Source organism: Acinetobacter sp. V104_13 (assembly GCF_031798995.1).
In the GTDB taxonomy this organism is placed as follows: Bacteria; Pseudomonadota; Gammaproteobacteria; order Pseudomonadales; family Moraxellaceae; genus Acinetobacter; species Acinetobacter pittii.
In genome coordinates this window covers 23,712-36,198 of record NZ_JAVQNP010000027.1, presented here as the reverse complement: position 1 = coordinate 36,198, position 12,487 = coordinate 23,712, and the positions used below count along the sequence as shown (strand labels likewise).

Below are 12,487 nucleotides of genomic sequence, written 5' to 3'. Positions count from 1 at the left end.
CTTTATTTTTTAATATCTACATATTCATTTTCTTCCCCCGATCCATAAAGATGGTTAAAAATGCAGTCACAAACATGATGATTGCGAGCATGCGTAATAGATCATTAAAACTCGATGTCAGTGCCTGAAAATGAATGTCGCGATAGATCACACTCAGCGCGATTTGCTGAGCATTTGCACCGACTTCCTGATATTGCGCCGTGAGTTGATCTAGTCTTTCTGTAAAAATCCAGTTTTGCGGTGTCATTCCCTGATTAATCTGGGTGACATGAAGCGCAGTGAGCCAATCTAAAGATGAGTTAATGAGAGCTAGTCCAACCGCGCCGCCAATATTACGCATCAGGTTATAAATACCGCTGGCATCAGCCACTTTACTCAGCGGCAAAGTACTCATGGCTAAATGCGACACCACAATCAGGCAGATCATGAGACCAATACCACGGTAAATTTGCGGCCAAAACATAAAGTCGTAATCGCTATGAATGCTGAGGTGTGAATTAAGCCAAACACCAAAGCCAGCCAGAATCATTCCAACAAATACCGTTTTTCGGGTATCAAAATTGGGAATAAGCCACGCAAGAAACGGCGCAAAGCAGAACATGACAATACCTGTCACCATCATGACGTGACCAATTTGGCTACTGTTCATTTCACGGACTTGCCCAAGAAACACGGGAATCATGTAACCCAAGCCATAGAGTGCCATGCCAATCACAAAAGTCGTGATGGCACTTAAGGTAAAGTTTTTGTTTTTAAATACGGACAAATCGAGTAAAGGCTTAGGCTGGGTAAAACTTCTAGAGAAGAAAATCATGCCGCCCACAATGCAGATCATAAACGCAATCCGAACACCTGTGTCTGCAAGCCAGTCATGCCGTGCACCTTCATCAAGGAAATATTCAAGCCCACCCAAAAACATCGCCATACCGACTAGACTGAACCAGTCCATACTTTTGATGAGTGAGTAGTTCGCGCGGTCGATATTTGGACCTGAGTAAATGACCGTAGCAATGATAATGCCCGGAATAATATTGATCAGGAACATCCAGTGCCACGAAAAGTTATTGGTGAGCCAGCCGCCAATGGTGGGGCCAATGGCCGGACCCAAAGTACTGATCATTCCAAACATCACCAAAGGCAATGAACGTTTTGGTTCTGGAAAAAGTAAGTACAAGGCAGTCATGGAAGTCGGAATCATACCGCCGCCCATAAAACCTTGAATGCCACGGAACACTAATAAACTTTCTAAATTCCATGCCAAGGCACAAAGTAAAGAACTGATCGTAAACCCAATTGCACAGATGGTGTAATACACCCGTGTTGAAAGCACCCGCGAGACAATACTCGACATGGGAATTGCAATAATCTCGGCAATTAAATAAACCGTTTGCACCCAAGTGACTTCATAACGACTTGCACTCATACCAGCTTGAACTTCGTTTAGAGAACTCGCCACAATCTGAATATCAAGAATCGCCATGAAGTTGCCAAAAATCATGGCAGCAAAAATTGCCCATGCAGTTTTTGCTGGAAATCTCCACTCGGCCTCAAGGTGCTTATTCATTGGTTATTACCTAAAATTTTATTATTAAGTTCTTAGGTCAACGGTGGCACTCACCGACATTCCAGGTTTTATCAAATCAATATGTGGGCTTGAATCTATGGCAATACGCACAGGAATACGCTGAACAACCTTGTTAAAGTTGCCTGTGGCATTGTCTGGTGGCATAAGTGAGAAAGTCGCGCCTGAAGCTGGTGAAAAGCTCTCAATTTTTCCGCTATAGGTCAGGCTTGGGTAGGCATCAAGTTTTAATTTAACTTTCTGACCAATATGCATTTTTTCAATTTGGGTTTCTTTGAAGTTGGCTTGTACATACAAACTATTTTCAGGAATGATCGCCATTAAGCGGGTTTGCGGAGAAACACGTGAACCTTTCTGGATTGCAAGGCTACCGATCTTACCGTTTACAGGACTGACCACTTTTGATGAAGCCAAATCGACCTGATACAGGTTTAAGTTTGCATTGGCACTTTGAATATCTGCTAGAAGCTGCGCGCGACTCGCTTGTAAGCTTCCCAACTGAGCTTCTGCTGCATTTACGGCGGCTTTTGCCTTGCTTAGTTGAGCTTGCGCTGTTAAATATTGAGACTGAATCCCTTCAAAGTTTTGTCGGGTAATCACCCCATCTTTTAATAAATCTTGATAACGCTCAAACTCTTTTCTTAAACGAGTTAAATCAGCTTGTGCTGCCACTACGCCACTATGAGCTTCAATAATTGAAGACTTGGCAGACTTTTCATTTTGTTGCTGTACACCCAGTGCAGCTTCTTTCAAGCTGACTACTGAACGAGCTTGATCATAACGAGCTTGATAATCACGGTGATCTAATACTGCTAAAGTTTCTCCTTTTTTTACTACCTGATTATCGTTAATTAATAACTCCATCACTTCGCCTGAAATCTTTGGCATCACCCAAGTGACATCGGCTTGCACATAAGCATTATCCGTAGATTGATAGAATCGATATACAAAAAAATAATATAAGATACCAGCAACTAAAAATAACAGTAGGACACTAAAAACACCCCAAGTTATTTTCTTTCGACTTTGGAAATTAGTATCAGTTTCTAGCTGAGCTACGTTATCCATATTCATTCCGCTTATTTGTAATATTCGATTTTTTATTTAAGTCAATAAAACTATTGATTTCTTTTTTACGTAACTTTTCACTTGGTTTTATTCAATGAATCGTGACATCGTAAAATTTGGTGCAAATTATGGTTCTTAAGTGAATTAAATATCATTGACCTATTTGCCAGATATTTTTTCTATTTATGTCAATAAAACATATTATATAAACTATATTAAAAAATTATGTAATTCTAATTTGTAGAGATTTTTGGTTAAAAAAATCTCAAAAAAACAAAGATAAGCACCTGTTAATAAATAATTTATAAGAATAGTAACAAATAGAGGTATATGTTTGAATAGAGTGATTTATTTCACTAACATTAAGAATAAGTTTTATTGTGTAACCATTAAGTATTATTAATCAAAACAATATTTAATTTAAAAATGAGTTAACAATCAAATTTGTTATACTTATAAATATAAAATATATATAAGTTATAAATATTATATTTTTCAAAAATAACAATATCCATAAAACAAATAAACGTTATTTTTAATAAATAAGCCATTCTGATGACTAAAATAACTTATATTTTCCAGATAAAAATAGTTTCAAACCCTTTATTTAAAAGTCAAACAAACCTTTAAAAATAGTGATTTAAGTGATCTTTTACTTATATAAACCCTTAAAAATTTCTTCTAAAGTTATTCCAAATGAAAACCCACTCATTGAGTGGGCTTTTTATTACTAACCGTTTTGCCTGAGGTGATCTTGGAACTCTTGGTCGTGTATTTTGTTGTAATTAACAGGGTCGTAAACGCATCCAGTTAAAACAACAATTACAGTAAGTACAGCAACCAATTTTTTCATTGAGACAGCCTTTCCTTTAACGCAAAAGATTTGCTTTAAGTATACTCCTCGATAGCCATTTTGATTGGACATAATTAAGGCAAACAATTGTTATTTTTAAATTATCGCCGTGCTTTAGCATCTCATTTAATTTTTTAGCAAGACAAATCAACGGTTAATACAAAACTTAAGCCTCAGTCGCTAAATACCAGTTTTTCCAAGAACTGGTCCCTCTAATTTCAAGAGGCACAGTTGGAATCAATTTCTCTTTTAATATTTCTGTTTGTGCAACAGCTTTTGCAAGTCTTGCTTTGACTGAGTGAATACATTCACGGTCACCAAATTCACAGCGGTCTAAAGTTGTACCACCACAAGGGCCGTTGGCTAAACCTTTTGGACACGTTTCAGGGCAAATGTATAAAGTATCGCTTAGGCGGCACTGACCACAGCTTTCACAGCCCACTAAGTTATGTTTACTGAGCACTTCGGTTTTAATTAATACCTTAGCGACTAAAGCATTTTCCCAAAAAGATGCTTTAAAAATAAAGCGTCCAAGCCCCTTGGCAATTTTTGATCCAAACATTGCTTCATGCATAACATGTAGCTGACGATATTTAATTAATTGTTTAGAGGTTGGCTGACGTGAAAAATACGTAATTTCAGGTGAAAACTCTTTGCCTGACGTGACTTGCCAAAGTGAATTCCAAAGCTCTTCTAAGGCTTTAAGCTCCAGATGTCTGTATTGCTCAATGTAGCTTTCAAGCAACATTTGCTCTTCTGGCTTATGACAGGCAGATAAATGAATTCCTGAAAATCCTAAGTGTTTACATATCAAAATCTGTAAAGCACAGCGTAAATAAACGCGGTCTGTATGCCCTGCCTGTTTTTCTTCTGCCAAGACTTTTAACATGTGCGGGGTAATCACAATACCTGCGACTTTATGCTTCACCATAAAATTGGCTCGGCCTAAAGTCAGAGGCATCACACAAGCCAGTATTTGCTGCGAATAATCATGCTTGGTTAAAAATGATTTGGCTTGTTTTAAGGCTTCAATGTCATAACCCAATTGGGTAATGATAAAGTCAGCACCTGCTTTAATCTTCTTATGCAGTTTTAAATACTGTGCATCACGCTCAGCTTCGACATATTTAAATGGATTAAAAGCAACCCCAATGCGAAATCCGCCGTGTTGCTTGGCAGCCATTACGGCGTTTACCGACTCTAGGTATCGGCTACGCGGCTGTCCATCTCGACCATGATGATGTTCTTTGAGTTTATCGCCCGTAAGCAATAACAAGTTTTGAATATTGGCTGCTTGAGCTTGTTCTAAAAAATGCTCAAAGTCTTGTATGTCCCGAGCCTTACCTGAAAAGTGTAAGACTTTATCGATTGAGTCTGGGTAACTTTTGCTGGCTTCAAGTGGCGCAATATCATGATCTGAATGTACACGATCTGCCAATGTCATTGCAGCCGGATATCCTGCAAACTCATGTTTCACAGGATAAATTTCATGCAGTGAAGTGAGATATTCCACCAACACAAAAAACTGATTTTGTTGGAAGCAGGGAGAAACGTGTGACATAGGCAAAGTGCTGATCAAAACATGACATCAATCATAAGCGCGGCATTATAAATCAAAGTGCATCAATATGCGCTAGTCAGAAAGCTCATTGTTTTGCTTATCTTCACCCTCTTTATTTCTGGGTAATTCGAGTGAACGTGGAAATATAAAATCGAAAGAATCGAGTGCATAGCGATAAAGCTGAGCTGGTCGTTTGCCCACAATTTTACTGTGGTTGGTTTCTTCAACTGCACCCGCTTCTATCATACGGCGTCTAAACGCTTTTTTATCTAAGGATTGCCCAAGAATAATTTCATAAATAGTTTGTAGCTCAGTTAGCGTAAATAACTCAGGCATAAGACTGGCTGGCAATACGGTATAGCGAGTTTTATTGGTTAAGCGCTCTAATGCTAAGTTAAGCAATTCATTATGATCAAACGCCAATGCTAAATCTTTTGCTTGGGCGACAGATACCCATTCACTGTATTCAGCTAATGCTTGATGTTGATAGGCATTAAAATCAATTAAAGCAAAATATAAAATCGTCACGGCCCAGCCACGCGGGTCACGTTTAGCATTACCGACAGAAGCAACTTGTTCCAAGTAAGGTGAAGCAATTCCTGTTTTTTCGACCAGCTTACGATATGCCGTGGCCATCAAGTCTTGATCATGAGTTAAATCGGCAAAACCACCCGGTAAAGCCCATTGGCCTTTGGCTGGAAAGTTGGGGCGCTTAATGAGTAATACCTGCAACTGACCATTAAATACCGAGAAAATAGCCATATCGACCGTGAGTAAAGGTGCGTCATAATCTCGGCGATCATAACTGGCAAGGAATTCTTGTTCAGTTTGAATAGTCACGTTCAGCCTCTCAATAAAAATGATGAGCCGATACCCATGTAACGACTCATCTAAACTTAGTTATGCGATGGATAAACGTTCGCGAATTTGATCCAAAGTACACTCATATTGAAGTTTACCATTTTCAAAGACGGTTTTTAGTGCTCCGCCTTGTTCTTGTTCGGCTGTTTGCTCATCAAACAAGGTAAAACCATTTTCACTTTCTTCGATGCGTAAAAGACCTTTCGCAGATTTTTTTACGCCTGAGTCTGTAATTGGGTCTTTAAACAGCTCACGGCCTACACCATTCACTTGTCCCCAAGTCGCTTTTACAGCAAACCCAAAGGTATCGCGAGTTAAATAGTTATAGGTAAAACTGCCGATCCCAAACACCAAGTTGTTTGATGCAAAACCTTTGGCTTCTAGCCCTTCCAAAATACGCTGTGCACGGTCTAGGGTAATGGAGTCACCGTAAATTAAACCAACACGTTCATTAAGCACTTTATAGCCTTGCTCAGTTGTAGTACCACCAAACACTTCCCATAAACATTCAACTGCGCCTTTATAAGCTGGGCTGCCGACTTCGGCGTCTGGGTCACCACAAATAATTTTAACAGGGTCGCCAGAGTCTGGACGGAAAACCAATTTAGCCAAGCCTAAAGCATTAGGTTGTCTTGCCAGAATTTCAGGTTTTAAAGCCACCGTAAACTCGGTAATCACTCGCCAAAAATCCCATGTATCAGATACAACACTAACCACACCAGACGGATAAAGCTCGCAAATTAAACGCTTAAATGTTTCTAGCTCACTGTTTTCTGTGCCCATACACATCACACTATGTTCGGTCGCTGGTACAGATACACCAATCACACCTGTTGCATTGTAATATTCTTCAGCGTAGTCGATTGAAGCAACTGAGTCTGTTCCAATAAAACTGGTTAAGTGACCCACACCAGATTGCGCCGCATCATAAATTCCGCTCATACCACGGCTACTAAAATCGTGTCCTTGCACAGGTACAAAATCAAGCGGTGCGCCAGTTTTTACAGCATATTGAGTTAATAAGCGTTTGTACTCATAGGCAATCGTTGCAGTAGTACAGCTTTTCCAAAGCTCAGCACTTAACACCGTTTCAATATAATTCGTTAACCAAAAGAAACGCGGGTCGGTATTAATAACGGTAAGCACGGGTACACGCATATTGACGCGGCTGCCTTCTGGCAAAGCTTTAATGCGTAATGGTAAATAGCCCAAGTCGTGTAATGCTTCAATGTGATCAACAGGTACAGCACCTTCACCTAATGAACTATCCATACGGCGTTTATATGCAGCTACCACTTTGTCTTTAGGTTGTTTGAAAAAGCCTTCATTCCAAGTATCGATTAAAAAGTGTTTGATAAAACCCTGAAGACCAAAGACCACAACTTTATCGTCAAAGTCAGGCAACATTTTAGCAAGTCGAGATGAACGCGGTGTAAAGTTTGCGTACACGTACTCTGTACCTGCTGGATACTGACGTCTGTGATCAGCTTTATAAAAATCGATAGCGTTTAATGGATTAAGTTTAATAGTCATCTTTATTCTCTTTATTTTGCTGCAAAAGCAATTACTGAAATTTTGTCTGTTGCTTGTTGTGGAAAGCTGTCCGAGGTAAATAGCTGGTCAAGCAGCCCTTCAAAAACCTCTATTCCTTTACTAAAAATACCGTGGGTCACATATAGAACGACCTTATGACAATTAAGACGACGGAGTTCTTTTGCAATACCAATAAAGGTTGCACCGCCGTCACAAATATCATCGGTAATGACCGCTGTGAGGCCTGATAAATCAGTTGCATGTACGTGCGTACCTAAAATTTTGCCAGTCACAGGGTCACGTTTTTTATCACACTGAACAACAGTAATTGGTTGTTTGCGCTCAACATTAAAAGCATCTGCAACCATTTGTGTGCGTGCTTTTGCACCTTTGTCTGGGCAAATCAGTACTGTTTTTTCATCTTTTAATAATGTATTTAGCGCTTCACTCTTTGCGATGATGTCGACTGAACTGATGTTTACAACTTCACTAAAAGAAGTATTGGCAGCAAGTAATGCTGTTGTTACTTCACTATGGCAGTCCCAAACAGTCACCTTGCCTTGTTTGCCCGCTTTTTTGTCAGCATTGATGTTGAGTAACTTGGTCATCACATCGAGTGAGAACGCTTGGCCTACTGCACAAATACGGTCCTGACGGGCGTATGGAAAATATGGAATTTCTAAGTCAATGGTTAAGCCTTGATTTAGCAATATATTTTCAAGTAACAAATAGTCCATCACATCATGACTTGAGGTCATTTTGGCGCGAACCAATACGTTGCCAGATAGTGAGTTCAATGTTTTCTCATCAATTTGAACATGACGCTCGCCACCAGAAAACTGCGTGAATTTCACTGGAATTTCATTTCTTGCCGCATCTAAAAGCTGGATAGCCATATCATTCTCTTTTTGTCTGATGACCTTCGATGAATATATAGTGGCATAAAGCCACTATATATTTCAAGTCTAATTTTTAAACTTTTTCCAACGCCCTTTAAGACATAAAATTTGCAGTTTTAGAACATTTAGAGATTCGACATTTAAGAAAAATTATTCTTTAACCAATTGAAATAAAAAATTAATTCACAAAAAACATGATGAGTACAACTATTATTAAAAGTAGCGGATACAACTTTGCCCGCCATAAATCAGGTAGTTTTGAAATAAATTTTTCTGAAAAATATAGCCCGATCCATGTTCCAGCAACCAAGAATAAAGCAGCTTCAAACCAGATTAGACCGATAAATCCACTAGGTGCCCATTCAGATTGCCAAATTGACAATACACAATAGGTCAGCGTTGCAGTTAAAGATAAAGGCAACGTGAGAATATTTGCAATAGCCGCGGCCTCTGCCATAGAACTACCCCGCCGCCGTAATAAAGGAACCGTCATTACGCTTCCTCCAACACCTAGAAGTGCTGCAACCCAGCCGATAACTCCGCCTTTAATGAGTTCGCTGTTCTGCCCATAATTTTGCTGTTGCCTTGATGTCACAATAAACCCTGGTCGGTAATAACAATCAATAATCGTTATGAACACATAACCCATAAATATCCAGCGAAGCCAGCTGCCATTAAACAATGAGGCCATTACCGCACCGACAATTCCGCCAAATGCGATACCACCCCATAAAAAGCGGATCTTTTGCCAATCTATATATCCAGAACGATAGTGCCGAAAGGTTGCAAAACTTGCCGAGCACAGCATGACAAAAGCTGATGTAGCTACGGCGATTTGCATGGCATGTATGCCGACACTACTTTCACTGCTCCACTTTTGAATAATGACTGTATAAAGCAAAGGCACAGCAACAAATCCGCCGCCAAAGCCAAATAACCAAGTGGTTATGCCTGACAGTAGTCCAAATAAAAATAGCTCATATAGCATCGTTATCTTCCTCATATTTATAGAGGCATGATATAAAATAGCCTTATGGCAAACTAACGTAGAAAAGCCATCTTTTTATTTATTTCAGCCAAAAATATATGCGTAATATTCCAATTATCGATGTAGATCATCTACCGCAAGTGGTTCTAGCGTTAGGGTCAGACTATCCTGCTGATACTTTGTTAGATACGCATAGCCATCGTCGTGCTCAGTTCTTATATGCACCCGAAGGACTCATGAAAGTTGAAACTGAAGATGGTCAATGGCTCGTTTTACCATACAGCGGTGTATGGATACCCGCAGGCAAACCACATCGGGTATGGCTATCTAAAGTCAGTACTTATAGTTTGTATATAGAAGCGGGCCATGCGCCAAGACAGGCAACATATTGCGAGGTTATCCAAGTCTCGCCTTTGTTACATCAACTGCTCATTCAGGCAAATCAGCTACCTATTGACTACCAACGTGCAGGCCGTGACGGCGCTCTTATCGATTTATTGTTATATGAATTAGAAGCTGCACCAGCCCTACCTCTGTTTATTCCTCTGCCTCACAACACATTGTTATCTAAACACTGTGCTGAGTTTATGCAGCATCCTGATATTCATAGCAGCCCTAAAAATTGGGCACATGACCACAATAAAAGTGAACGGACTTTTCATCGTTGGTTTAAGTCTGAAACTGGCATGTCCTTTCAGGCTTGGCGTAATAGAGTCTGCATCATCTATGCTTTAAATGCCTTAAAAGAAAATATCTCGATTACTGAAATTGCTTTTAGTTTGGGCTATGAACACTCGGCAGCTTTTACCGCAATGTTCAGTAAAATTATGGGTTATCCGCCTACCCATTTTCAAAAAAGATTTCATACGCATGATAAAGCGCTATAAAGATTTACTCATGTGAATGGTGTCATACGTATCAATCCATTCCCGTTGAATAATCTCAAAACCTTGTAGAGTCCAAAACTCTTCAGCCGCCGGTAAAAATGGATGAGTATGCAAATAGAAACTAGTAATAGCATGGTTTTTGGCATGGCTAAACAACATGTTGCATAGTTGGGTTGCGATGCCATTACGTCGGTATTCAGGCAATACAAATAACTTAACCACCTCAACCGTATTAAGCGGCAAATCTAAATCAAAGCGATGGTCATAAGCTCGATAAGCAATCGTGCCAATAATGCGGTTTTGGTCTCTTACCGTAATAAAACAACCCAATGGATCATGGACATAAAATTGTTCAAAATTTTTTAAATCTTTGGGGACTTGCCCATGATAAATTTCTGGAAATAAGAGCTGCCTTGTATAAAGCGCAAACTCTACCGCAGGCTCATAGTCTGTTTTTCCAACCACCTGATAATTCAACATATTCATAGCCACGAATGATCAGGAATCACAATGGTTTTGTCTTGAATCATGGCTTCATGAAACTCAACATCATAAACACTTTTTAAAAACTTCGGATCAGTTATTCGTGTTTTAGACCCAGGCTTAACCACCTCATGTTGGCGCATAAAAAACAGATGATTTGCAAATAAAAAAGCTAAATTGGGATCATGCATAATCGCAATCACCGTAAAATTTTGCCGCGACAACTGACGCAATTTTTTCATTAAATAAGACTGATAATAAACATCGAGATGGTTGGTTGGTTCATCGAGCAAAATAACTTTTGGGGCTTGCACTAAAATACGGGCAATCATGACCAATTGTCTTTCGCCACCCGATAGCTCGGTATAAGGTCGGTCACGTAAATGCTCAATGTCTAAATCAAGCAAAGCTTGGTCTACACGTTCCCAGTCTGATTTTGAAGGACGATATCGGCTAAAAGCAGCACGTCCGGTAATCACTACATCTTTAACCAAAAATGGGAATACGGTTTTATGAAACTGCGGTAAAAAGCCGAGCAATGCAGCCCGATCTTTCCCTTTAAAGTCCGATAGTAGTTTTCCAGAGTAACGAATCAAGCCATCTTTTACAGGTTCTAGGCCAGCCATCAATTTAAAAAGTGTCGATTTTCCACAACCATTACGCCCTAAAATGACGGAAAACTGATTTTCAGGAAACTCCAGATGAATGTTTTTGAGAACCTGTTTGTGCCCATAGGCATAATTTAACTGATCAATTTGAATCATGCCCAATGAGTCCTCTGTGTTTTCATTAATAATAAGAAAAATGGTGCGCCAAGTAGCATGGTAAAAATACCAATCGGTATTTCAAACGTCAGTAAAACCCGAGAAAAGTTATCAATCATGAGTAGAAAACTACCGCCCAACACCATATTGGCAGGAATGCTGTAGCGGTGATCTGGCCCAACCAACATTCTCACAATATGCGGCATAAAGAGCCCATATAGACTAATAATACCTGCCGCAGCCACAGAAGTTGAGGTACATACAGTCACTAGCGCAATTAAAAGAAGTTGTTCCCACCTTGGGTTAACACCCACGGCCTGCGCTTCTTCAGCACCGAGTGCCATTAGGTTTAGGCGCCAACGCATCGCAAATAATCCAGCAAGACCAATACAAATAGGCAGCACGGCATATTGAACCTTTTGCCAAGACGCCTGATGTAAGTTGCCCATGGTCCATTGCACGATCGCTTGTAATTTAAATGGATCACTTAAATATTGAATAATCGTGAGACCTGCTAAAAACAGCCCCGAAACAATCATGCCCGATAAAATTACCATGACTAAAGACGTCTGGCTTTCGTGTTTTTGATGCGCAAATAAATATGTTAAGCCAACAGCACACACACCAAAAATAAAGGCTGATAGATTTGGCGAAAGCCAACTTAAAGAAAGTGCTAAAGCTGCACCAAACGCCGCACCAGATGAAATACCGAGTACATATGAGTCAACTAAAGGATTACGAAACAATGCCTGTAAACCATTTCCCGCAGTTGCTAACGCAGCTCCCACCATAAAGGTCAGTAAAATTCTGGGTAATCTCACATTTACGAGAATGTTTTGCATCAGTCTAAATTGCTCAGCATCAAAATATGGCGTACCAAACACCGCTTGCACACCCCACCGCAAATAATCCCATGCACTCAATGTTTGAGTTGGCCCAATAAGCAGCGAGATAAAAATCATGAGGAAAGGTAAAGGGTAAAACCAATAATATTTCAGTTTTTCCATT

At 39.7% G+C, this 12,487-nt stretch carries 12 protein-coding genes; 1 reads left to right on the top strand and 11 read right to left on the bottom strand.

The features are described from left to right. Positions 1-16 precede the first annotated feature (16 nt). The 8 genes from RMB06_RS12965 to RMB06_RS12930 all read right to left on the bottom strand — a co-directional run bounded on the left by RMB06_RS12965 (position 17) and on the right by RMB06_RS12930 (position 9,345). On the bottom strand, positions 17-1,564 hold the full coding sequence (locus RMB06_RS12965; protein ID WP_005075961.1) for a DHA2 family efflux MFS transporter permease subunit: 1,548 nt from the start codon (positions 1,562-1,564) through the stop codon (positions 17-19). A gap of 24 nt (positions 1,565-1,588) precedes the next feature. Then, positions 1,589-2,650, bottom strand: a complete 1,062-nt coding sequence (locus RMB06_RS12960; RefSeq protein WP_311079798.1) for an HlyD family secretion protein — start codon at positions 2,648-2,650, stop codon at positions 1,589-1,591. Between the two features lie 730 nt (positions 2,651-3,380). Further along, entirely contained in the window at positions 3,381-3,503 is a 123-nt protein-coding gene (locus RMB06_RS12955; RefSeq protein WP_000737387.1) for a hypothetical protein, read from the bottom strand. A 166-nt stretch (positions 3,504-3,669) separates the two neighbouring features. Next, positions 3,670-5,064: a methylenetetrahydrofolate reductase C-terminal domain-containing protein gene (locus RMB06_RS12950; protein WP_311079797.1), complete on the bottom strand. Its 1,395-nt coding sequence runs from the start codon at positions 5,062-5,064 to the stop codon at positions 3,670-3,672. Between the two features lie 72 nt (positions 5,065-5,136). Then, entirely contained in the window at positions 5,137-5,904 is a 768-nt protein-coding gene (locus RMB06_RS12945) for an NrtR DNA-binding winged helix domain-containing protein (RefSeq protein ID WP_311079796.1), read from the bottom strand. Between the two features lie 60 nt (positions 5,905-5,964). After that, complete coding sequence (locus RMB06_RS12940) at positions 5,965-7,458, bottom strand: nicotinate phosphoribosyltransferase (RefSeq protein WP_311079795.1); 1,494 nt, start codon at positions 7,456-7,458, stop codon at positions 5,965-5,967. 11 nt (positions 7,459-7,469) lie between these two features. Then, the gene (locus tag RMB06_RS12935; protein ID WP_311079793.1) at positions 7,470-8,354 is read right to left on the bottom strand and encodes a phosphoribosyltransferase family protein; all 885 of its coding nucleotides are present in this window, start codon (positions 8,352-8,354) and stop codon (positions 7,470-7,472) included. Positions 8,355-8,535: 181 nt separating this feature from the next. Next, the gene (locus RMB06_RS12930; protein WP_233732752.1) at positions 8,536-9,345 is read right to left on the bottom strand and encodes a sulfite exporter TauE/SafE family protein; all 810 of its coding nucleotides are present in this window, start codon (positions 9,343-9,345) and stop codon (positions 8,536-8,538) included. A gap of 98 nt (positions 9,346-9,443) precedes the next feature. On the opposite strand from RMB06_RS12930, the gene RMB06_RS12925 reads away from it, so the two are divergent. Further along, positions 9,444-10,232 carry a helix-turn-helix transcriptional regulator gene (locus RMB06_RS12925; protein ID WP_311079790.1) on the top strand — a complete coding sequence of 263 codons (789 nt, stop codon included), beginning with the start codon at positions 9,444-9,446 and terminating at the stop codon, positions 10,230-10,232. Here RMB06_RS12925 and RMB06_RS12920 read toward each other — a convergent pair. The 3 genes from RMB06_RS12920 to RMB06_RS12910 are packed head-to-tail and all read right to left on the bottom strand — an operon-like array spanning position 10,227 to position 12,486. Further along, the gene (locus RMB06_RS12920) at positions 10,227-10,718 is read right to left on the bottom strand and encodes a GNAT family N-acetyltransferase (RefSeq protein ID WP_311079788.1); all 492 of its coding nucleotides are present in this window, start codon (positions 10,716-10,718) and stop codon (positions 10,227-10,229) included. The genes RMB06_RS12925 and RMB06_RS12920 overlap by 6 nt on opposite strands. Then, on the bottom strand, positions 10,715-11,479 hold the full coding sequence (locus RMB06_RS12915) for an ABC transporter ATP-binding protein (protein ID WP_311079786.1): 765 nt from the start codon (positions 11,477-11,479) through the stop codon (positions 10,715-10,717). Before RMB06_RS12915 ends, RMB06_RS12920 begins: the two co-directional genes overlap by 4 nt. Beyond that, a complete protein-coding gene (locus tag RMB06_RS12910; RefSeq protein WP_081312750.1) occupies positions 11,476-12,486 on the bottom strand; it encodes an iron ABC transporter permease in 1,011 nt (336 codons plus the stop codon). The genes RMB06_RS12915 and RMB06_RS12910 overlap by 4 nt, the downstream gene beginning before the upstream one ends. Between the last annotated feature and the right edge of the window lies 1 nt (position 12,487).